Genomic DNA, 21,122 nt, shown 5'->3' with positions numbered 1-21,122 from the left:
TCGCCGGCAAGCCGGCTCCTACGCTTGGCGCTGGGCGATGGCCTGGGAGGCGGCGAGCATGGCGCGCAGCAGCACCGCGCAGCCCGCGGCGAGGTCGTCGGGGTCGGCGTTCTCGATTTCGTTGTGGCTGATGCCACCTTCGCAAGGCACGAAGATCATCCCCGCCGGGCCCAGCTCGGCGACGAAGATCGCGTCATGCCCGGCACCGCTGACGATGTCCATGTGGGACAACCCCAAACCCTGCGCGGCGCCGCGCACCGCATCGACGCACACCGGGTCGAAGTACAGCGGCGGGAAGTCCGCGGTGGGGGTCAGTTCGAAGCTCAGGCCGTGTTCTTCGCAGGTGTTGTCGATCACCTGGCGCACCTCGGCAATCATCGAGTCAAGGCGTGCCGGCTCCAGGTGGCGGAAGTCCAGGGTCATGCGCACCTCGCCCGGAATCACGTTGCGCGAACCCGGGTAGGCTTGCAGGCAGCCGACGGTGCCGCAGGCGTGAGGCTGGTGGCCGAGGGCGGCGCGATTGACCGCCGCCACCACGGCGGCGGCGCCCACCAGGGCATCCTTGCGCAGGTGCATGGGGGTCGGGCCGGCATGGGCTTCGACGCCCCGCAGCTTGAGGTCGAACCACTTCTGCCCCAGGGCGCCGAGCACCACGCCTATGGTCTTGCGCTCATCTTCCAGGATCGGGCCTTGCTCGATGTGCGCCTCGAAATAGGCGCCCACCGGATGCCCGCTGACCGGGCGCGTGCCGGCGTAGCCGATGGCGTTCAGCGCCTCGCCGACGCTGATGCCATCGACGTCGGTCTTGGCCAGGGTGTCCTCCAGGGTGAACTTCTCGGCGAACACCCCGGAGCCCATCATGCACGGCGGAAAGCGCGAGCCTTCTTCGTTGGTCCACACCACCACTTCCAGGGGCGCCTCGGTTTCCAGCTTGAGGTCGTTGAGGGTGCGCAGCACTTCCACCCCGGCCAGCACACCAAAGCAGCCATCGAACTTGCCGCCGGTGGGCTGGGTGTCGATATGGCTGCCGGTCATTACCGGCGGCAGGTGCGGATTGCGCCCGGGGCGGCGGGCGAAGATGTTGCCGATGCCATCCACCGTGACCGCGCAACCGGCCTCCTCGCACCATTGCACGAACAGATCCCGGGCCTGGCGGTCGAGGTCGGTCAGGGCCAAACGGCAGACGCCGCCCTTGACCGTGGCGCCGAGCCTGGCCAGTTCCATGAGCGACTGCCACAGGCGGTCGCGGTTGATGTGCTGATGGCTGGATTGCAGAACCTCGACGGCAGCGTTCATGGTGATTTCCTCAGGCGTTTCTTCTGGTTTTGTCGGGGGATGCGTGGCGCAACGCCCGGGATAACGGCCTAGCAAAAACCTGCTCTTGCCCAGGAGTCGGCCGGGCGGCGTACCGCTTGCCGGCGAAGGAGCCCGCAAGAGGTGCATCGCCCGTGCCGACGCCTTCGCTGGCAGGCCAGCTCCTGCAAACCGCGCGCACCTGGTGCCCGCAAGGGCGGTGGCTGGGTGTTCATGTTGGGGTCTTGGCGGTCGCCACCTGGGGGCTGCGCCAGCTGCACAGGCCGTAGTAGATCAACCCGCCCAGGGCCGAGCCGGTGAACCAGCCGTAGCTGTAGAACCAGTTGAAGGCGCTGCTGCCCAGGGACATCAGGGTCAGGGCCACCGGTACGCCGAAGGCGATGAAACCGTGCCAGTTCCACGCCGGGTAGACGTCGTCGCGGTACAGGCCGGCCAGGTCCAGGCGCTGTTTCTTGATGATGAAGTAGTCCACCACCATGATCCCGGCAATCGGCCCCAGCAGGCTGGAATAACCCAGCAGCCAGTTGGAATACACGGTCTCCAGGCTGACGTCGGAAATCAGCAGGCCGAGCTTTTTCAGCAGCTCGTGGCCCATCAGCGCCAGCCCCACCAGGCCGGTGAGGATCACCGCGGTGGTGCGACCGATCAGCTTGGGCGCCAGGTTCTGGAAGTCGTTGGTGGGCGAGACGATGTTGGCCGCGGTGTTGGTGGACAAGGTGGCGATGATGATCAGCGCCATGGCCAGGGCCACCCAGCCCGGGCTCTGGATATGGCCGATCAGGCTCACCGGATCGGAGACGGTGACCCCCACCAGCTTCACCGAGGCGGCGGTCATCACCACCCCCAGGGCGGCGAACAGGAACATGGTCAGCGGCAGGCCGAAGATCTGTCCGAGGATCTGGTCCTTCTGGCTTTTCGCGTAGCGGCTGAAGTCGGGAATGTTCAGCGACAAGGTGGCCCAGAAACCCACCATCGCCGTGAGCCCGGCCATGAAGTAGCCGGTGACGCTGGCGCCCTCGGGACGCTTGGGCGGGATCGCCAACAGCTCAGTCAGCGACACGCTGGGCAAGGCCCACACCAGCAGGCCGATGCCCACCGCCACCAGCAGCGGCGCGGACAGGGTTTCCAGCCACTTGATCGACTCGGCGCCGCGCAGCACCACCCACAGGTTGAGGGTCCAGAAAATCATGAAGCCGATCACCTCGCCGGTGCCGCCCAGGGCCTTCCAGCCCTCGAAGATCGAGCCCAGGAACAGGTGGATCGCCAGCCCGCCGAACATCGTCTGGATGCCGAACCAGCCGCAGGCCACCAGGGCGCGGATCAGGCACGGCACGTTGGAGCCGATGATGCCGAACGAGGAGCGCAGCAGCACCGGGAACGGAATGCCGTACTTGGTGCCGGCAAAGGCGTTGAGGGTCAGGGGCACCAGCACCACGATATTGGCCAGCAGGATCGCCAGCAGCGCCTCGCCGACACTGAGGCCGAAGTAGGCAGTGAGCACCCCGCCGAGGGTGTAGGTGGGCACGCAGATCGACATGCCGATCCACAGTGCGGTGATGTGCCATTTGTTCCAGGTGCGCTCCTGGACCTGGGTCGGTGCTATGTCGTGGTTGTAACGGGGGCTGTCGAGTACGTCGCTGCCGGCGTCCAGCTCGTACAAGCCGGCGCGCTCGGTCACCTGGGATCTGATCTGTTGCATGGCCGCTCCACTGTTGTTCTGATTATTTTGCTCATCAGGCCGGCGCACCAAGGGACAGCGCGCCGGACGATGGCCGGAGAACTTACGACTTCCACCCTCCGGCACATCGACCTGCGGCGGCACTCAATAAAGATGCCAAGTACTTGCGCGGTCGTTGCTGCACGGCTGGCGGAATCCATGTAAACAACTGATGTCATTCAGTTTTATTCAATTAACTTTGAAGTCCTCGGTTAGTTGCCAACTCACTCAGGCCGGGTGTTTGGCAAGTTGTCCATTCGTTCAGGACCCAAAGCAGTGCACGGTTATTTTCTTAGTCATTTATCGGTCTTCCCAGCGCCTCCTCAAGCAGCTGATTTGACATAGGAAATCTCGACTATTTTTTGATCCTGTCAAGTGCGTCAAAATGGTGAGAGGCTGCACCATTTTGCAGATTTGAACTTTTAATCGTTATATTTCAACAAGTTATATTGAATATAAGCTTATAAAAAATATTCTTGATGTTTCTTTGAAGTGCGACTAGCTTCTAATCCTGTCACCGATGACAGGATTGTTTAAGTTATCAGTGCGTTCAATAAAAAAGTTAGAACCGACAGCAGTCGGTCATGCCTGCGAGGAACTCGGAATGTCTCTGTTGATCCGTGGCGCCACCGTTATTACCCATGATGAAAGTTATAAAGCCGATGTGCTCTGCGCAGACGGTCTAATTCGCGCCATCGGCAACAATCTGGATATTCCCGTCGGTTGCGAAGTGCTCGATGGCAGCGGCCAATACTTGATGCCCGGCGGCATCGACCCCCATACCCACATGCAACTGCCCTTCATGGGCACCGTGGCCAGCGAAGACTTCTTCAGCGGCACGGCGGCGGGCCTGGCGGGGGGCACCACCTCGATCATCGACTTCGTGATTCCCAACCCCCAGCAGTCGTTGCTGGAGGCCTTCCAGCAGTGGCGCGGCTGGGCGGAAAAATCCGCCAGCGACTACGGCTTCCACGTGGCCATTACCTGGTGGAGCGAGCAGGTGCGCGAGGAAATGGCCGAGCTGGTGCAGCACCACGGCATCAACAGCTTCAAGCACTTCATGGCCTACAAGAACGCCATCATGGCCGCCGACGACACCCTGGTGGCGAGCTTCGAGCGCTGCCTGGAACTGGGGGCGGTGCCCACGGTGCACGCAGAAAACGGCGAGCTGGTGTACCACCTGCAGCGCAAGTTGCTGGCCCAGGGCATTACCGGGCCGGAAGCCCACCCGTTGTCGCGGCCTTCGCAAGTCGAAGGCGAAGCCGCCAGCCGGGCCATTCGCATCGCCGAGACCCTGGGCACGCCGCTGTACCTGGTGCACGTCTCGACCCAGGAAGCCCTGGACGAAATCAGCTACGCCCGAGGCAAGGGCCAGCCGGTCTACGGTGAAGTGCTGGCCGGGCACCTGCTACTGGACGACAGCGTGTACCGCGATCCGGATTGGCAAACCGCCGCCGGCTACGTGATGAGCCCGCCCTTCCGCCCCCGTGGCCATCAGGAGGCCCTGTGGCGCGGCCTGCAATCGGGCAACCTGCACACCACCGCCACCGACCACTGCTGCTTCTGCGCCGAACAGAAAGCCGCCGGCCGCGACGACTTCAGCAAGATCCCCAACGGCACCGCCGGCATCGAGGATCGCATGGCCGTGCTCTGGGATGAAGGGGTGAACAGCGGGCGCCTGTCGATGCAGGAATTCGTCGCCCTGACCTCCACCAACACCGCGAAGATCTTCAACCTCTACCCGCGCAAGGGCGCGATCCGCGTCGGCGCCGACGCCGACCTGGTGCTCTGGGACCCGCAAGGCACGCGGACCATCTCCGCCAAGACCCACCACCAGCAGGTGGACTTCAACATCTTCGAAGGCAAGACCGTGCGCGGCGTGCCCAGCCACACCATCAGCCAGGGCAAGCTGGTGTGGGCCGACGGCGACCTGCGGGCCGAACGCGGCGCCGGGCGCTACATCGAGCGCCCGGCCTACCCGGCGGTGTTCGACCTCTTGAGCAAGCGCGCCGAGCGGCACAAGCCGACGGCGGTTAAACGCTGAGACCGGGGGGGGCGTTGCCCCCCTATCGCGAGCAAGCTCGCTCCTACAGAAACCCATGCCCCCTGTAGGAGCTGGCTTGCCAGCGAAGGCGCCCGCAGATCCCTTGTAAGAGTCAAAGGCCTATTCGCCGGCAAGCCGGCTCCTACGGATATGGGTGATCCCAGCTATAGAAAATGCCCGTCAGAGGCAACCAAGAAACGAACCGTGAGGCCAAAACCGTGATCAAGACCTTGAACCACTTGCCCCACCCGACCCTGGACAACGCCACCCTGGCCGGCCACTTCAGCGACCTGGCGCCGCCGCTCAACGCCCGCCAGGCCCATCTGGAAGCTTCGCGCTGCCTGTATTGCTACGACGCGCCCTGCGTCAACGCCTGCCCCAGCGAGATCGACATTCCTTCGTTCATCCGCAATATCCACACCGACAACGTCCAGGGCGCGGCGCAGAAGATTCTCTCGGCCAATATCCTCGGCGGCAGTTGCGCCCGGGTCTGCCCCACCGAGATCCTCTGCCAGCAGGCCTGCGTGCGCAACAACGCCCAGGAGTGCGCGCCGGTGCTGATCGGCCTGTTGCAACGCTATGCCCTGGACAACGCGCACTTCACCCAGCACCCGTTCCAGCGCGCCGCGCCCACCGGCAAGCGCATTGCCGTGGTCGGCGCCGGCCCGGCGGGTTTGTCCTGCGCCCACCGCTGCGCCCTGCACGGCCATGAGGTGGTGATTTTCGAAGCCCGGGACAAGGCTGGCGGCCTCAACGAATACGGGATCGCCAAGTACAAGCTGGTGGATGACTTCGCCCAGCAGGAGCTGGAGTTTCTACTGGGCGTTGGCGGCATCGAGATCCGCCACGGGCACAAGCTGGGCGCCAACCTGAGCCTGACCGAGCTGCACCAGCAGTTCGACGCGGTGTTCCTCGGCCTCGGGCTGGCCGCCAGCAAGCAACTGGGGCTGGAGCATGAAGACGCCCCCGGGTTGCTGGCCGCCACCGACTACATTCGCGAATTGCGCCAGGCCGACGACCTCAGCCAGTTGCCCCTGGCGGACCGCTGCATCGTTCTCGGCGCCGGCAACACCGCCATCGACATGGCGGTGCAAATGGCCCGCCTCGGCGCCCGGGACGTCAATCTGGTGTACCGTCGTGGCATCGAGGACATGGGCGCCACCGAGCACGAGCAGGAGATCGCCAAGGCCAATCAGGTGCGCCTGCTGACCTGGGCCGCACCGCAAGAAGTGCTGCTGGATGACCGGGGCCGGGTACGCGGCATGCGCTTCGCCCGCACCCGCATGGTGGAAGGCCGCCTGCAAACCACCGGCGACACCTTCGAACTGGCCGCCGATGCGATCTTCAAGGCCATCGGCCAGAGCTTCGACGCTACAGCCCTGAGCGACCCGCTGGCCCGGGAGCTGCAACGCAGCGGCGAACGTATCCAGGTGGACGAACACCTGCGCACCAGCATTCCCGGAGTCTACGCCGGCGGCGACTGCGTCAGCCTTGGCCAGGACCTCACCGTGCAGGCGGTACAACACGGCAAGCTGGCCGCAGAAGCCATGCATGCTCAACTCATGCTCAATGTGGAGGCTGCGTAAATGGCCGATCTGTCGATTGTCTTCGCCGGTATCAAGGCGCCCAATCCGTTCTGGCTGGCCTCCGCGCCGCCCACCGACAAGGCCTACAACGTGGTCCGCGCGTTCGAGGCCGGCTGGGGCGGCGTGGTCTGGAAAACCCTGGGTGAAGACCCGGCGGCGGTCAACGTGTCGTCGCGCTACTCGGCGCACTTCGGGCCCAACCGCGAGGTCATGGGGATCAACAACATCGAGCTGATCACCGACCGCTCCCTGGAGATCAACCTCAAGGAAATCACCCAGGTGAAGAAGGACTGGCCAGACCGGGCGCTGATCGTCTCGCTGATGGTGCCCTGCGTCGAAGAGTCGTGGAAAGCCATCCTGCCGCTGGTGGAAGCCACCGGTGCCGACGGCATCGAACTGAACTTCGGCTGCCCCCACGGCATGCCGGAACGGGGCATGGGCGCGGCGGTGGGCCAGGTGCCGGAGTATGTCGAGCAGGTGACCCGCTGGTGCAAGACCTACTGCTCGCTGCCGGTGATCGTCAAGCTGACGCCGAACATCACCGACATTCGCATGGCCGCCCGCGCCGCCCATCGTGGCGGGGCGGACGCGGTGTCGCTGATCAACACCATCAACTCCATCACCAGCGTCGACCTGGAGCGCATGGTGGCCCACCCGATGGTGGGCAGCCAGAGCACCCACGGCGGTTATTGCGGCTCGGCGGTCAAGCCGATCGCCCTGAACATGGTCGCGGAAATTGCCCGCGATCCGCAGACCCGCGGCCTGCCGATCTGCGGCATTGGCGGCATTGGCAACTGGCGCGACGCCGCCGAGTTCGTGGCCCTGGGCTGTGGCGCCGTGCAGGTGTGTACGGCGGCGATGCTGCATGGCTTTCGCATTGTCGACGAGATGAAGGACGGCCTGTCGCGGTGGATGGACAGCCAGGGCTACCACAGCCTGCAGGACTTCTCCGGGCGCGCGGTGGGCAACACCACCGACTGGAAGTACCTGGACATCAACTACCAGGTAATCGCCAGGATCGACCAGCAGGCCTGCATTGGCTGCGGCCGCTGCCATATCGCCTGCGAAGACACCTCGCACCAGGCGATTGCCAGCCTCAGGCAGGCCGACGGCAGTCATAAATATGCAGTGATCGACGACGAGTGTGTGGGTTGCAACCTGTGCCAGATCACCTGTCCGGTGCAGGACTGCATCGAGATGGTGCCCCAGGAAACCGGCAAACCGTTCCTCGACTGGCTGCACGACCCGCGCAACCCCTACCGCGAAGCTGTTTGAGAGAGAGGCCTGCTCTTGCCGGCGAAGGCGGTCTTGCGGGCCCCTTCGCTGGCAAGCCAGCTCCTACGGGAAGCGGCGATGCAGGTTCAGGGTTCCAGCCCGATACCCCGCAGGATGACGCTGGTGACGGTCTGCACCGCCCGTTCGAATTGCAGGTCCGACAGGGGCTGGTGGTCGTTGAGGATCATCACTTGATGATCAAAGTCGGCGTAATGCTGGGTCGAGGCCCAGATCATGTACAGCAGGCTCGACGGCTCCACCGGCAGGATCCGCCCGTCCTCCACCCACTGGCGGATCTTCGCTTCCTTCATCTTCGCCCAGTCGTACAGGCTGGCATCCAGGGTCTCGCCCAGGGTCGGGGCGCCGTGCATGATTTCGTTGGCCCAGACCTTGGAGCCATAGGGCCGGCTGCGTGAATGCTGCATCTTGGCGCGGATGTAGCTGCTGAGCACCACCCGCGGGTCATCGAACATCTCGAAGCACAATGCGTCCTGTTTCCACACATCCAGCAGGTCCAGGAGCACAGCGCTGTACAGCTCGTTCTTGGTGCTGAAGTAGTAATGCAGGTTGGAGCGCGGCAGTTGCACTTCTTCGGCGATGTCGGCCATGGCGGTGCCGGCATAGCCCTTTTCAGCGAAGATTTTCTCGGCCCCCAGGAGGATCTTTTCCACGTTGCTGCGACGAATCTCGATCTTGTGATTGCCCATGAGGGCTCCTACGAAAACAGTCTGGGGCAAGACTAGCATCCGCCCGCCCGCTGCGGGGAGCTGTCAAGCCTGCGACATCGCCGGCCTGCGTCGGTCTTTCACCACCCGGCCATATTGGGTAGGATCGGCCTCCCGCTCATTTGCAGCAGCCACTGCGGTGCTCCGTCCAGGCGTTAATTCGCGACACGGGCATACAGGTCTCTGCCCGAATGCCGGCCCTGCACCATCGCCGGCCATCTGTCCTGTTACCGATGGAACATGCTCATGAAGATTCGCCCTCGCGTCGCTGCGGACGACGCCCTGTTGACCGCGCTCTGGGAGCGTTCGGTCCGCGCCACCCATGACTTTATCGCTGAAGACGATATCCAGCGCCTGTACCCGCTGGTACGCGACAGCTACCTGCCGGCCCTTGAGGCCTGGGTCTGGGAGAACCCCGACGCCAGCCCCGGCGGTTTTATCGCCACCAGCGACGACACGGTACAAATGCTGTTCATCGAACCGGCCCAACGGGGCCAGGGCATCGGTCGAAAGCTCCTGGATCACGTACGCCGTCCCGGCCTCAAGGTCGACGTCAACGAACAGAACCCTCAGGCCCATGGTTTCTACCGTCGCTACGGCTTCGTCGACTGCGGTCGTTCGGAAACCGACGGTGAAGGCCGGCCGTTTCCGATCATTCACATGCAGTTGCAAGACCAATGAGCCCCATTCTCTTTAAAGGTAAACCTGCCATGTCCCTGAAAAACCTCTTCACCACCACCGCCCTGCTGACCTCCCTGCTGGCCGCCAGTTCGGTGTTCGCCCACGCCCACCTGAAAAGCTCGACCCCGGCGGCCCAAGGCAGTGTCAGCGCGCCCAGCGAGCTGCGTCTTGTATTCACCGAAGGCGTGGAAGTGGCCTTCACCCAGGTCAAGCTGAGCAAGGACGGCGCCCCGGTGGAGGTCAAAAGCGTCGCCACCGAAGGCGCGGACAAGAAGACCCTGGTGGTCACCCCGACCGCCACGCCGCTGCGCGCCGGCGAGTACAAGGTGGAATGGCACGCCGTGTCGGTGGATACCCACAAGAGCGAAGGCAGCTACAGCTTCAAGGTGAGCCAGTAATCCATGGCGTCATGGCTGGTGCTGTGCCGCTTCGTGCACTTTGCGGTGGTGTTGACCCTGGTCGGTGCCTGGGTGTTTCGCCCGCTGCTGCTGGGCCGTGATCCAGCGCACAACGGCCATGGCGCCGTGCATCGACAGCTCGATCGGCTCAGCCGCTGGTTGACGCTGATCGGCCTGGCCAGCGGCCTGTGCTGGCTGCTGCTGATCACCGCCAGCATGGCCGGCTCCTGGCCGGCAGCGCTGGACCTGGCGACCGTGCAGTTGGTGCTGGGCAAGACCTTCTTCGGCCAGGTGTGGAGCTGGCACCTATCGCTCAACCTGCTGTTGCTGGGCCTGCTGCTGACCCCGCTGGGCCGGCGCCTGCCACTGCAACTGGGCCTGGGCGCCCTGCTCCTGGCAACCCTGGCTCCGGTGGGCCACGGCGCCATGCTCGATGGGTTGGCGGGGCAGTTGCTGATCCTCAACCAGGTCGTTCACCTGAGCTGCGTGGGCATCTGGCTTGGCGGTTTGCTGGTGTTGCTGCTGGTGTTGCGGCAACCACCGCAGGCCTCTGTGGAACCGCTGTTGCGGCGTTTCAGCGGTGTGGGGTACGGCTTGGTCGCGGGGTTGCTGGCAAGCGGCCTGATCAACGTGCGGGTGCTTACCGGGCAATGGTGGCCAACGCCCTTGTTCAGCGGCTTTGCCCTGATCCTGCTGATCAAGGTGCTGCTGGTGGCGGGCATGCTCGCGCTGGCACTGTTCAATCGCCTGCGGATTCGCGGCTGCGACCAGCGCCTTGCCAGCCTGCGCAACAGCGTGCAGGTGGAATGGCTGCTGGGAGTGGCCGCAGTGGCGGCGGTCTCGTTGCTGGGCACCTTGCCGCCGATGCAGGCGGTCTAAACCTCAGCCTGTAGGAGCTGGCTTGCCAGCGAAGGCGTTTGCAGCATCGGTGCAAATCTTGCCGGCCCCTTCGCCGGCAAGCCGGCTCCTACGTGAGGTGCTGTGTCGGCTATTGGCTGGTATCGATGCTGACCACCACCGACAACCCCGGGCGCAGGCGTTCAAGCTCCGGCTGGTCCGGGTCGACGGTGATCCGCACCGGCACCCGCTGGGCAATCTTGACGAAGTTGCCGGTGGCATTGTCGGCCTGCAGCAAGGCGAACTCGGAACCGGTGGCCGGGGAGATCCGCTGCACCTTGCCGGTGAATTTGCGGTGGTTCAGGGCGTCCACGGTAAAGCTCACCGGCTGCCCGACCCGGACGTTGTCCATCTGGGTTTCCTTCATGTTGGCAATCACCCACAGCTGGTTCGGCACCAGGGCCATGAGCTGGGCGCCGGAGTTGACGTAGGCCCCCAGGCGCACGCCGATCTGCCCCAGCTGGCCGTCCCGCGGGGCGAGGATGCGGGTGTTGGACAGATCGATCCGCGCCAGTTCCACCGCGGCTTCGGCGCTGGCCACCGCCGCTTCCAGGGAGCCGCGGTTGACGATCACGGTCTGCAGGTCCTGGCGGGCTATTTCCAGTTGCGCCTGGGCCTGGGCCACGGCGGCCACGGTCTGGGCATTGGCCGCGCGGGTCACGTCCAGTTCACGCCGGGACACCGAGCCGTCGGCAATCAGTGCTTCGTTGCGTTGCAGGTCGGCCGCGCTCTTGCGCGCCTGGGCCTGGCTGTCGACCAGGGCCGCCTGGCGCAGCTTGATGGTGGCTTCGGCGCTGTTGCGCTGTTGCAGGGCATTGGCCAGGGCCGCCTTCTGCACCGCCAGTTGCGCCAGGGACTGGTCCAGGCGCTGCTGGTAGATACGGTCGTCAAGGCGCACCAGCAGGTCGCCGGCCTTGACCTGCTGGAAGTCCTGCACCGGCACCTCGAACACGTAGCCACTGAGCTGCGGGCCGATGATGGTCACCTGCCCCCGCACTAGGGCGTTCTCGGTGCTTTCGATGGCGCTGGAGAAGGGTGGCAGTTGCCAGGCGTAGAGCACGATCAGCACACCAACGATGGCGATGGCGGCAAAGCCCAGGGACGAGATGATGCGCACCGCCAGCGGCCGTGGCTCGGTGGCCGGCATGGTCGGCGGGCCGCTGGGCTCGGGAGTCGAGGCAATGGCGTTGGTGGTGGGGTTGACGGTTTCGCTCATGAAGAAGAGGCACCACTTTGTTGAACGGGAGCCGGGGCGGCAGGCGCGACCGCTTGGGTCGTGCTCATCAGCCACAGGCTGCGAATGAATATCCAGATCATGGTCAGTACCGCAATCACCGCGATCAGCATGAATACATCGTTATAGGCCAGTACGTTGGCTTCGCGCGTGGCCGCGGTGGCCAGGCTGCGTATGCCTTGCAGGGTGCGCAGGTCCGGGTCGGCGATGACCTTGCCGTAGGCCGCCCCGCCGCTCTGTACCCGGGCCAGGACCTGGGGATCGAGCAGGGTCAACTGCTCGACGATATGGCTGGAATGGTACTTCTCGCGCACGATCTGGAAGGTCCCGAGCAAGGCCGAGCCGATCAGCCCGCCAAGGTTCTGGCAGATGCCGAACAGCACCGAGAAGCTCACCAGGTTGCGCGGGTTGGTCAGCACGTTGCGGGTGCCCAGGACCATGGTCGGGCCAAGAAAGAACGTACCGCCGAAGGCCAGCAGGAACTGGCTGAAGTACATGTTGGCCGGGCGCGTGAGGTTGCTCGAAAAGCTGTCCATTACCGACCCCACGGCCATCAGCGCCAGGGAAATGACCAGTGGCATCAGCAGGTGCGCCGGGTTGATGGTCAGGGCGCTGGTGGCCAGCCCGGCAATGCTGCCCAGCAGCATCACCCCGTAGAGCATGCGCATCTGCTGGCTGCTCATGTTCAGCGCTTGGAGAAAGCCTACGGCGCCGGTGGACTGTTCCGACAGCACCATGCGAATCAGTATCACTGCCAGGGCCAGGCGGATTATCGCCCCGCTACCCAGCCAGCGGGTCATCAGCATCGGGTTGCTGCGGTTATGTTCGATGCACAGCCCCGCCATGATCAGCAGGATCGAGGCGGCGCTGGCGTAGCCGATCCACGGCGCCTCCAGCCACCAGTCGATGCGCCCCAGGGACAGCACCGCGCACAGCAGGGCCACGCCAGTGGCCAATAGGGCAAAGGTCAGGAAATCGAGTTTCTCGAAGGTACGGAAGCGGTCCCCCGGCGGCAGCTTGAGCATGAACACGCAGCCCAGGGAGGTCAGCGCCAGGCCCAGTTCGAACAGGTACAGGCCGCGCCATTCGGCAATCTGCAGCAGGTCCTCGGAAAACAGCCGGGCCAGGGGCAAGGCCAGTTGCGAGGCGCCCAGCCCTAGCACCAGGGCCTTGAGCCGCCACTTCGCCGGGAAGGCCTGGACCATGTAGTACAGGCCCAGGGAGCTCAGCGCCGCGCCGACCATGCCGTGGGCCGCCCGCACGGCGATGGCCGAGCTCAGGTCGTTGACGAACAGGTGGCCGAAGGTCACCAGGGCGTAGAGCACCAGGAACACTTCGGTGAAGGCGCGCAGGCCGAACTGCTGGCGAAACTTCACCAGCAACAGGTTCATCGACACGTTGGTCATCACGTAGGCGGCCGGCAGCCAGGCCATTTCCGCGGTGGTCGCCCCCAGCGCCCCCTGCAGGTACGGCAGGTTGGCGATCACCAACGAGTTGCCCAGGCCACCGGTGATGGCCACCAGCAAGCCCACCAGCGCGTAGGCCAGGCGCTTGTGGGTAGGGTGCAACGGTGTCGAGGGGGAGCCGGGCAAGCTGGGCTTTTCGTGGGGCTGCCAGTTGCGCGGGGCGTAGTGATCCATGCCATGACCTTGTGCTGTGCCGGCCGCTGTTGCGGCGGTCGGCGATATTCCCGGTGGTCCGGCAGTGTGCCGGAAAATCCCGCCGCCCAGGCAATGCCCGGGCTTGCAGGATGAATTTTATTTTAAGGCGCTGGCGTCGGTGGCTTTTTTTCGGAATCCTGCATGCGCTGCCCCCCGCCCTTCCCTGCCCTCGCCTGTTGGAGCCCGAATGCCGCTGAACTTTGTGAAGATGCACGCCAATGGTGACGACTTCGTGCTGATCGATGCCCGTGGCCGCACCAACCCGATCACCCGCGAGCTGGCCAGGGCCCTGGGGGACCGCCGGCGTGGCATCGGTTTCAATCAGTTGGTGGTGCTCGGCGATTGCAGCGACAGCGCGGCGCAACTGACCTTCTTCAACGCCGATGGTTCCAGCCTGGACACCTGCGGCAGTGCCACCCGGGGCGCCGCCGACCTGCTGATGCAGGAAAGCGGCGTCACCTCGGTGCAGGTGAAAACCGCCCGCGGCCTGCAGCAATGCCTGCGCCTTGAGGATCGGTCGGTGTCGGTGGAAATGGGCCTGCCTTCGTTCGACTGGCAGGCCATCCCCCTGGCCCGAGAGCTGGACAGCCTGCACCTGCCACTGCCGGGAACACCGGCGGCGTGCAGCATGGGCAACCCCCATTGCAGTTTTTTCGTCGACGACCTAGCACCGCTGGACATTGCCACGCTGGGCCCACAGATCGAGAGCGACCCGCTGTTTCCACACAAGACCAATGTGCACTTCATCCAGGTGATCGACCGCCAGACCATCCGTCTGCGCATCTGGGAGCGCAATGGCGCCATCCCCCTGGGTTCCGGCTCCTGCTCCTGCGCAGCGGCAGTCAACGGCATCCGCCGCGGCCTGCTGGACAGCCCGGTGCGAGTGCTGTGCGATGGCGGGCCGGTGACGGTGAGCTGGGACGGCCAGGGCAAGGTGCGCCTGGCCGGCAGCGTGACCCGGGTGTTCAGCGGGTCACTGTGAAGGGATTTACTTTTCCTACATCCAGCCCAGCCATTTCCACCAGGTCATGGCGAACACCAGCATCAACAGGTAGCCGATCAGCGTCACCAACAGCCCGACCTTGGCGAACTGCCGGGCATTGAAGGTCTCGGTACCCAGGCAGACCATGTTCTGCGGCGCGTTGATCGGCAGGATGAAGCCATAGCTGACGACAAAGCCCAGGAGCATGGTCATGCCCAGGCGGCTGAACTCGCCCGGCAGAGTTTGCAGCACGGCGATCAGGATCGGCAGCAAGGCCGAGGTCAGGGCCGTGGCGCTGGCGAACCCCAGGTGGATGAGGATCAGGAACGCCGCGAGAATCGCGAACACCGCCAACGGCCCGACCTGGTCCAGGCCGGTATGGGCCACCACCTGGCTCCCCAGCCATTGCCCGGCCTGGGTGCTGAGCAGCGCCGAGCCTAGGCTGATGCCGACGCCGAAGACGATCACCGTGCCCCAGGGAATGCGCGACTGCACATCCTTCCAGGTCATGATGCCGATCCGCGGCAGCAGCAGTATCACCAGCCCGGCGTAGGTGGTGGTCGTGGTGTCGAAGGGGTGCAGCTTGCCTTCGGTGGACCAGGCCAACAACAGCAGCACCGACACCGCCAGCAGGCGTTTCTGCGGCCCGGTCATGGGCCCGATGTCCGCCAGGGACTGGGCCACCGCCTCCTTGCCGCCGGGAATGCTGTCGGTTTCAGGCGGCAGCAGTTTCAGCACCAGCCACAGCAGCACCAAAGACATGATCACCGCCCAGGGCGCCCCGGCGATCAGCCAGTCGAGCCAGGCCACGCGCTGGCCGAGCATCTTGTCCATGAAGCCCACGGTCAGCAGGTTCTGCGCCGCGGCGGTCTGGATGCCGACGTTCCAGATGCTGGTGCCCTGGGCCACGACGATCATCAGCCCGGCGGCGATATTGGAGCGCTTGTCGACGCCGAACGCGGCAATCACCCCCATCATGATCGGCACCACACAGGCACTGCGCGCGGTGGCGCTGGGCACCAGCAGGCTGAGAAGGATGGTCACGGCAATAGCCCCGATAAGGATGCGCCGGGTGCTGGTGCCGACCCGGGTCAGGGTCACCAGGGCGATGCGCCGGTCGAGGCCGGTGTGGGTCATGGCGGCGGCGATGAACAAGGCACCGGCCACCAGGGCCAGGGCCGAATTGGAGAACCCGGTGAGGGCCAGGCCGATGGCCGCCGAGCTGCCATAGAGCTGGCTCGGGTCCTGCAGGGTCGGCGCGGTGCCGATGAGGAAGGCCATCAAGGCGGTGATCATGATCGCGCTGGCCTCGTAGGACACCGCCTCGCTGATCCACACCACCACGGCAAAGGCCAGGATCGCCAGCATCCGGTGCCCCGCCACCGGCAGGTCGGCGGGCAGTGGCAACAGCAGCACGGCAACCATCGCCAGCACGGCGATCAGCAATCCAATCGGTAATACAGCCTTGGCCGTGGGCGCCGTTGTTTCAGGCTTGGACATGGGCCTTTTCCTTTTCAATTGGACAGGCGCCGAGCATGGCGCAAAACCCCGGAAAGCGCCTTGATGAAGGTCAAGCACGGCGTCCTGCAAGGGCTCAAGCTGTCTGCGGGCTGAACAGGAAAACACCCGTAGAAATATTTTTTTACATCTATGCAGATTTTTCACAACTTTGAGATCAGAGTGATATCAAGGCGACAAGGAGTCGAAACGTACTTGGCTGTATCACTCCAACCTGCAAGGTGCCTTTATGGTGACAAGAAACATGAAACTGACTTCCAGGGCGCTACTGAGTTTCGGCGCCATCTGTGTACTGCTGATTGGTCTGGGAGGGCTGGCACTGTGGAAAATGGGACAGATTCACGACGCGGCACTGGATCTGCAAACCAACTGGCTGCCCAGCGTCAGGCAAGCCACGAAAATCGAATCCGGCACCTTGCGCGTGCGCCTGGAAGCACTGCACTACGCCACTGAGAACGATGCCCAGAAAGCCGCTTCGCTGGACAAGCTGGGGACCCTGAAGGCCAGCCTGGCCCAGGCCATCAAGGATTACGAACCGCTGGTTTCCAGCGCCGAGGAAAAAACCACCTTTGATCAGGTCAAGCGCGGCGCCCAGGACTACCTGGACAAGCTGGCGGTGCTGATCGAGAGCAGCAAGACCAACACTGCACAACAGACCAGCGACTACATCAACCAGGTCACCGTGCCCCTGGCCAACACCCTGCAGTCCGCCATCGAGGCACTGATCGCCATCAACGAAAACGGCGCCGAGCACTCCGCCAACCAGGCAGGCCAACAGTTCGACACCGGCCTGACCCTGACCTCGGTGATCATCGTCCTGGCGATTGTCCTGACGATCCTCATCGCCACCCTGTTCACCCGCAGCATCATCCGCCCGGTGCTGTCGCTGCTGGCCACCACCCAGAAGATCGCCGAGGGCGACTTGCGGGCCCAGGTGGACGTCAGCGGCCAGGACGAGCTGACCGACCTGCAGAAATCCACCCAGGCCATGCTCGACAGCCTGAAATCCACCATCCGCCATATCGCCGATTCGTCCACCCAACTGGCTTCCGCGGCCGAGGAAATGAGCGCCATCACCCGCGAGTCCAACGCCGGCATCCAGCAACAGAGCATGGAGACCGACCAGGCCGCCACCGCGGTCAATGAAATGACCGCTGCGGTGGAGGAAGTGGCACGCAACGCGGTGTCCGCCTCGCAATCCACCCAGGCCTCCGAGCGCTCGGCCGGGCTGGGCAAGGAGCGGGTCGAGCAGACCATCCACTCCATCGAGAAACTCACCGGCACCGTGGAACACACCCGGCTGGAAATGGCCGGCCTGGCCCAGCAGGCCCAGGACATCACCAAGGTCCTGGATGTAATCCGCGCCATTGCCGAGCAGACCAACCTGCTGGCCCTGAACGCCGCAATCGAGGCCGCCCGGGCAGGGGAACAGGGCCGCGGCTTCGCCGTGGTGGCCGATGAAGTGCGCGCCCTCGCCCACCGCACCCAGCTCTCGACCCAGGAGATCGAGCAGATGATCCAGGGCATCCAGAGCGGTTCGAGCAAGGCTATGCTGTCTATGCAGCAAAGCAGCGAGGACGCCAGCCAGACCCTGGCCATCGCCCACGAGGCCGGCGCCGCCATCGGTCATATCACCCAGGCCATCAGCGAAATCAACGAACGCAACCTGATGATCGCCACCGCCTCGGAGGAACAGGCCCAGGTGGCACGCTCGGTGGACCAGAACCTGATGAGCATCCGCGACCTGTCGCTGCAAAGCTCGTCCGCCGCCAGCCAGACTTCCATCGCCAGCAGTGAACTGTCGTCACTGGCGGTCAGTCTGAACAAACTGGTGGCACGCTTCTCCCTCTGACCGGGCGCGACCGGTCAAGCGGTTCAGGATAAGTAACGGCAAGGAGCGTTATCGATCAGCCAGCCCGGGCCGCCTCTTGGCGCCCGGGCCGGTCTGAATCAGGTGGGGGGCTCGACCGTGCTCAAACTCATTTCCGTGCAGCAGTTGCAGATGGGCATGTATATCCACCAGTTCTGCGGTTCGTGGCTGGACCATTCGTTCTGGAAAGCCGGCTTCGTGCTCAATAGCCACGCCGACCTGCAGCGCCTGCGCCAGTCCAATGTCAGCAGCCTGTGGATCGACTCGGACAAGGGCCTGGACCTGCCGGCGAACCCGCAGCCCAGCGCGCCGGCCGCCCTGCCGCCGCTCAAGAGCGAAGCCCCGCTGCGGGTCGAGCGGGCCGAGGAAATCCAGCGTGCGCTGAAGATCTGCGCCCACTCCAAGAAGGCGGTGATGCAGATGTTCCAGGAGGTGCGCATGGGCCAGGCCATCGAGCTGGTCCAGGTGGACGAGCTGGTGCACAACATCTCCAGCTCGCTGCTGCGCCACCCCGACGTGCTGATCAGCCTGGCCCGGCTCAAGACCGCCGACGACTACACCTACATGCACTCGGTGGCGGTCTGCGCGCTGATGGTGGCGGTGGCCCGGCAACTGGAGCTGCCGGTGGAGCAGGTGCACCAGGCCGGAGTCGCCGGGCTGCTGCACGACATCGGCAAGCTGACCATCCCCGACAGCATCCTCAACAAACCGGAAAAACTCTCCGCCGACGAGTTCGAGCGGATCAAGCTGCACCCCGCCGCCGGTGGTGCCATCCTGCGCCAGAACCCGCAGTTGGACGCGCTGGTGCTGGATGTGTGCCTGCACCATCACGAAAAGATCGACGGCAGCGGCTACCCGCACCACCTGGCGGGGGAGCAGATCAGTCTGTTCGCACAGATGGGCGCGGTCTGCGACGTGTATGACGCCGTGACCTCGACCCGCCCCTACAACCGTGGCTGGGACCCGGCCGAAGCCTTGCAGCGCATGTCCGGCTGGACCGGACATTTCGGCCCGCGGGTGTTGCAGGCCCTGGTCAAGTGCGTGGGCATCTACCCGGTGGGTTCCCTGGTGCGCCTGAACAGCGGCAAGCTGGCGGTGGTCCTGGAGCAGAACAGCGAGTCGCTGCTGCTGCCCAAGGTCAAGGTGTTCTTTTCCACACGCTCGAAGATGCCCCTGCCGCAACGGGTCCTGGACCTTTCACGGCTGCAGGGCGAGGAACACATCGTCGCCCGGGAAGCGCAAGAGGCCTGGGACTTCAAGCAACTGCAACAGCTGTGGAGCGAGGTCCCGGCCTGAACCTCAGGTGCCCAGGGTCAGGCCGTTGGCCGGCAAGGGCAGCGCGGTCTTGTAGCGCACCTGCTTGAGGGCGAAGCTGGAACGGATATTGGCCACCCCGGGGACCTTGGTCAGGAAGTCCATCATGAAGCGTTCCAGGGACTGGATGCTGGGCACCAGCACCCGGATCAGATAGTCCGGATCACCGGCCATCAGGTAGCACTCCATCACCTCCGGGCGGTCGGCGATGGCCTCCTCGAAGTGCTGCAGGGCCTCTTCCACCTGCTTCTCCAGGCTGACGTGGATGAACACATTGACGTGCAACCCCAACAGGTCGGCATCCAGCAGGGTCACCTGCTCGCGGATCAGCCCCAGCTCCTCCATGGCCTTGACCCGGTTGAAGCACGGGGTGGGAGAAAGATTCACCGAGCGGGCGAGGTCAGCGTTGGTGATGCGGGCATTCTCCTGAAGACTGTTGAGAATGCCGATATCGGTACGGTCCAGTTTGCGCATGAGACAAAACAACCTGTTTTTTATGTTTATGCAGATTTTTTATCTGCAAATACCGTCCAGCGCAATGAAACAGAGATAAATATTCTTCTACGCCCGGCCTATGATGTTTGTAGGACAAGATTTCTCTTACCCAGGGAATGACTGTCAGCTAGCGCGCCCAATTACAAGAAATCCACAAGATCGAGCGTAGAAAGCCATGACCCCAGCGTATGCACCGCTACGCCTGCACGTTCCCGAGCCCTCGGGGCGTCCCGGCTGCAAGACCGACTTCACCTACCTGCGTCTGAACGATGCCGGCCTGGCCCGCAAACCTCCTATCGATATCGAACCTGCCGACTGCGCCGACCTGGCCCGTGGCCTGATCCGCGTGCTCGACGATCAGGGCAACGCCCTGGGCGACTGGGCCGCGGACGTGCCTGTGGAGATCCTCCGCCAGGGCATGCGCGCCATGCTCAAGACGCGGATCTTCGACAACCGCATGGTGGTCGCCCAACGGCAGAAGAAGATGTCCTTCTATATGCAGAGCCTGGGCGAGGAAGCCATCGGCAGTGCCCAGGCCCTGGCGTTGAACATCGACGACATGTGCTTCCCCACCTACCGCCAGCAAAGCATCCTGATGGCCCGGGAAGTGCCGCTGGTGGAGATGATCTGCCAACTGCTGTCCAACGAGCGCGATCCGCTCAAGGGGCGCCAGCTGCCGATCATGTACTCGGTGAAGGAATCCGGGTTCTTTACTATCTCCGGCAACCTGGCGACCCAGTTCGTGCAGGGCGTGGGCTGGGGCATGGCCTCGGCGATCAAGGGCGATACCAAGATCGCCTCGGCCTGGATCGGCGACGGCGCCACCGCCGAGTCGGACTTCCACACCGCCCTGACCTTCGCCCACGTCTACCGCGCACCGGTGATCCTCAACGTGGTCAACAACCAGTGGGCGATCTCCACCTTCCAGGCCATCGCCGGCGGTGAAGCCACCACCTTCGCCGGACGCGGCGTGGGCTGCGGCATCGCTTCCCTGCGGGTCGACGGCAACGATTTCATCGCCGTCTACACCGCCTCGCGCTGGGCCGCCGAACGTGCCCGCCGCAACCTTGGCCCGACCCTGATCGAGTGGGTCACCTACCGCGCCGGCCCGCACTCCACCTCCGACGACCCGTCCAAGTACCGCCCGGCCGACGACTGGAGCCACTTCCCCCTGGGCGATCCGATTGCCCGCCTCAAGCAGCACCTGATCAAGATCGGCCAGTGGTCCGAAGAGGAACACGCCGCGGTCAGTGCCGAGCTGGAAGCCCAGGTCATCGCCGCCCAGAAGGAAGCCGAGCAGTACGGCACCCTCGCCGGCGGCCAGATCCCCAGCGCCGCGACCATGTTCGAGGATGTCTACAAGGACATGCCCGAGCACTTGAAACGCCAACGCCAGGAACTGGGGATCTGA

17 protein-coding genes are annotated in these 21,122 nt (G+C 64.3%); 10 read left to right on the top strand and 7 right to left on the bottom strand.

Features of this window, described 5'->3' with window-relative positions:
* Nucleotides 1-18: 18 nt before the first annotated feature.
* Nucleotides 19-1,296: a Zn-dependent hydrolase gene (locus tag AC1RGE_RS02875; protein ID WP_492583289.1), complete on the bottom strand. Its 1,278-nt coding sequence runs from the start codon at nucleotides 1,294-1,296 to the stop codon at nucleotides 19-21.
* Nucleotides 1,297-1,525: 229 nt separating this feature from the next.
* Complete coding sequence (locus tag AC1RGE_RS02870; protein WP_103407949.1) at nucleotides 1,526-3,013, bottom strand: NCS1 family nucleobase:cation symporter-1; 1,488 nt, start codon at nucleotides 3,011-3,013, stop codon at nucleotides 1,526-1,528.
* Nucleotides 3,014-3,635: 622 nt separating this feature from the next.
* Here AC1RGE_RS02870 and hydA point away from each other — a divergent pair.
* The 3 genes from hydA to preA all read left to right on the top strand — a co-directional run bounded on the left by hydA (nucleotide 3,636) and on the right by preA (nucleotide 7,936).
* A complete protein-coding gene (gene hydA, locus AC1RGE_RS02865; protein ID WP_072442236.1) occupies nucleotides 3,636-5,075 on the top strand; it encodes a dihydropyrimidinase in 1,440 nt (479 codons plus the stop codon).
* A 218-nt stretch (nucleotides 5,076-5,293) separates the two neighbouring features.
* The gene (locus AC1RGE_RS02860; RefSeq protein ID WP_492583287.1) at nucleotides 5,294-6,661 is read left to right on the top strand and encodes an NAD(P)-dependent oxidoreductase; all 1,368 of its coding nucleotides are present in this window, start codon (nucleotides 5,294-5,296) and stop codon (nucleotides 6,659-6,661) included.
* The gene (preA, locus tag AC1RGE_RS02855; protein WP_492583285.1) at nucleotides 6,662-7,936 is read left to right on the top strand and encodes an NAD-dependent dihydropyrimidine dehydrogenase subunit PreA; all 1,275 of its coding nucleotides are present in this window, start codon (nucleotides 6,662-6,664) and stop codon (nucleotides 7,934-7,936) included. It begins immediately after the preceding gene.
* Between the two features lie 86 nt (nucleotides 7,937-8,022).
* Here the strand turns inward: preA and AC1RGE_RS02850 are convergent, their stop codons facing one another.
* Nucleotides 8,023-8,643 carry a TetR/AcrR family transcriptional regulator gene (locus AC1RGE_RS02850; RefSeq protein ID WP_011060841.1) on the bottom strand — a complete coding sequence of 207 codons (621 nt, stop codon included), beginning with the start codon at nucleotides 8,641-8,643 and terminating at the stop codon, nucleotides 8,023-8,025.
* Nucleotides 8,644-8,907: 264 nt separating this feature from the next.
* On the opposite strand from AC1RGE_RS02850, the gene AC1RGE_RS02845 reads away from it, so the two are divergent.
* The 3 genes from AC1RGE_RS02845 to copD are packed head-to-tail and all read left to right on the top strand — an operon-like array spanning nucleotide 8,908 to nucleotide 10,619.
* Nucleotides 8,908-9,342, top strand: coding sequence for a GNAT family N-acetyltransferase (locus AC1RGE_RS02845; protein WP_011060840.1), 435 nt, complete (start codon nucleotides 8,908-8,910; stop codon nucleotides 9,340-9,342).
* 29 nt (nucleotides 9,343-9,371) lie between these two features.
* Nucleotides 9,372-9,740, top strand: a complete 369-nt coding sequence (gene copC / locus AC1RGE_RS02840) for a copper homeostasis periplasmic binding protein CopC (protein WP_492583283.1) — start codon at nucleotides 9,372-9,374, stop codon at nucleotides 9,738-9,740.
* A gap of 3 nt (nucleotides 9,741-9,743) precedes the next feature.
* Nucleotides 9,744-10,619 (top strand): copper homeostasis membrane protein CopD, encoded by an 876-nt coding sequence (gene copD / locus AC1RGE_RS02835; protein ID WP_492583281.1) that lies wholly within the window; start codon nucleotides 9,744-9,746, stop codon nucleotides 10,617-10,619.
* A gap of 109 nt (nucleotides 10,620-10,728) precedes the next feature.
* Here the strand turns inward: copD and AC1RGE_RS02830 are convergent, their stop codons facing one another.
* Together AC1RGE_RS02830 and AC1RGE_RS02825 are read right to left on the bottom strand one after the other, a co-directional pair.
* Entirely contained in the window at nucleotides 10,729-11,853 is a 1,125-nt protein-coding gene (locus AC1RGE_RS02830) for an HlyD family secretion protein (RefSeq protein WP_011060837.1), read from the bottom strand.
* Nucleotides 11,850-13,511, bottom strand: a complete 1,662-nt coding sequence (locus AC1RGE_RS02825) for an MFS transporter (RefSeq protein WP_011060836.1) — start codon at nucleotides 13,509-13,511, stop codon at nucleotides 11,850-11,852. The genes AC1RGE_RS02830 and AC1RGE_RS02825 overlap by 4 nt, the downstream gene beginning before the upstream one ends.
* 208 nt (nucleotides 13,512-13,719) lie before the next feature.
* Between AC1RGE_RS02825 and dapF the strand changes: the two genes are divergently transcribed.
* Nucleotides 13,720-14,514, top strand: coding sequence for a diaminopimelate epimerase (gene dapF / locus AC1RGE_RS02820; RefSeq protein ID WP_370058999.1), 795 nt, complete (start codon nucleotides 13,720-13,722; stop codon nucleotides 14,512-14,514).
* A gap of 15 nt (nucleotides 14,515-14,529) precedes the next feature.
* Here the strand turns inward: dapF and AC1RGE_RS02815 are convergent, their stop codons facing one another.
* Entirely contained in the window at nucleotides 14,530-16,014 is a 1,485-nt protein-coding gene (locus tag AC1RGE_RS02815; protein ID WP_065363802.1) for a DASS family sodium-coupled anion symporter, read from the bottom strand.
* Between the two features lie 247 nt (nucleotides 16,015-16,261).
* On the opposite strand from AC1RGE_RS02815, the gene AC1RGE_RS02810 reads away from it, so the two are divergent.
* Both AC1RGE_RS02810 and AC1RGE_RS02805 read left to right on the top strand, forming a co-directional pair.
* Nucleotides 16,262-17,884: a methyl-accepting chemotaxis protein gene (locus AC1RGE_RS02810; protein ID WP_015635271.1), complete on the top strand. Its 1,623-nt coding sequence runs from the start codon at nucleotides 16,262-16,264 to the stop codon at nucleotides 17,882-17,884.
* A 117-nt stretch (nucleotides 17,885-18,001) separates the two neighbouring features.
* A complete protein-coding gene (locus AC1RGE_RS02805; RefSeq protein WP_492583279.1) occupies nucleotides 18,002-19,198 on the top strand; it encodes a cyclic di-GMP phosphodiesterase in 1,197 nt (398 codons plus the stop codon).
* Between the two features lie 3 nt (nucleotides 19,199-19,201).
* Here the strand turns inward: AC1RGE_RS02805 and bkdR are convergent, their stop codons facing one another.
* The gene (gene bkdR / locus AC1RGE_RS02800) at nucleotides 19,202-19,690 is read right to left on the bottom strand and encodes a Bkd operon transcriptional regulator BkdR (RefSeq protein ID WP_011060831.1); all 489 of its coding nucleotides are present in this window, start codon (nucleotides 19,688-19,690) and stop codon (nucleotides 19,202-19,204) included.
* A 196-nt stretch (nucleotides 19,691-19,886) separates the two neighbouring features.
* Here bkdR and AC1RGE_RS02795 point away from each other — a divergent pair, with 196 nt between their 5' ends.
* The gene (locus tag AC1RGE_RS02795) at nucleotides 19,887-21,122 is read left to right on the top strand and encodes a 3-methyl-2-oxobutanoate dehydrogenase (2-methylpropanoyl-transferring) subunit alpha (RefSeq protein ID WP_065363800.1); all 1,236 of its coding nucleotides are present in this window, start codon (nucleotides 19,887-19,889) and stop codon (nucleotides 21,120-21,122) included.

The sequence above is a fragment of the Pseudomonas sp. GW823-FHT02C05 genome, assembly GCF_058797595.1.
Note: the sequence above shows the minus strand (reverse complement) of the source record. Positions and strands in the feature narration are given on the sequence as shown.

Excerpts from the sequence above, each read along its gene's own strand:
- AC1RGE_RS02875 (WP_492583289.1), bottom strand. The coding sequence starts at position 1,296 with ATGAACGCTGCCGTCGAGGTTCTGCAATCCAGCCATCAGCACATCAAC.
- AC1RGE_RS02870 (WP_103407949.1), bottom strand. The coding sequence starts at position 3,013 with ATGCAACAGATCAGATCCCAGGTGACCGAGCGCGCCGGCTTGTACGAG.
- hydA (WP_072442236.1), top strand. The coding sequence starts at position 3,636 with ATGTCTCTGTTGATCCGTGGCGCCACCGTTATTACCCATGATGAAAGT.
- preA (WP_492583285.1), top strand. The coding sequence starts at position 6,662 with ATGGCCGATCTGTCGATTGTCTTCGCCGGTATCAAGGCGCCCAATCCG.
- AC1RGE_RS02850 (WP_011060841.1), bottom strand. The coding sequence starts at position 8,643 with ATGGGCAATCACAAGATCGAGATTCGTCGCAGCAACGTGGAAAAGATC.
- AC1RGE_RS02845 (WP_011060840.1), top strand. The coding sequence starts at position 8,908 with ATGAAGATTCGCCCTCGCGTCGCTGCGGACGACGCCCTGTTGACCGCG.
- copC (WP_492583283.1), top strand. The coding sequence starts at position 9,372 with ATGTCCCTGAAAAACCTCTTCACCACCACCGCCCTGCTGACCTCCCTG.
- copD (WP_492583281.1), top strand. The coding sequence starts at position 9,744 with ATGGCGTCATGGCTGGTGCTGTGCCGCTTCGTGCACTTTGCGGTGGTG.
- AC1RGE_RS02830 (WP_011060837.1), bottom strand. The coding sequence starts at position 11,853 with ATGAGCGAAACCGTCAACCCCACCACCAACGCCATTGCCTCGACTCCC.
- AC1RGE_RS02825 (WP_011060836.1), bottom strand. The coding sequence starts at position 13,511 with ATGGATCACTACGCCCCGCGCAACTGGCAGCCCCACGAAAAGCCCAGC.
- dapF (WP_370058999.1), top strand. The coding sequence starts at position 13,720 with ATGCCGCTGAACTTTGTGAAGATGCACGCCAATGGTGACGACTTCGTG.
- AC1RGE_RS02815 (WP_065363802.1), bottom strand. The coding sequence starts at position 16,014 with ATGTCCAAGCCTGAAACAACGGCGCCCACGGCCAAGGCTGTATTACCG.
- AC1RGE_RS02810 (WP_015635271.1), top strand. The coding sequence starts at position 16,262 with ATGGTGACAAGAAACATGAAACTGACTTCCAGGGCGCTACTGAGTTTC.
- bkdR (WP_011060831.1), bottom strand. The coding sequence starts at position 19,690 with ATGCGCAAACTGGACCGTACCGATATCGGCATTCTCAACAGTCTTCAG.
- AC1RGE_RS02795 (WP_065363800.1), top strand. The coding sequence starts at position 19,887 with ATGACCCCAGCGTATGCACCGCTACGCCTGCACGTTCCCGAGCCCTCG.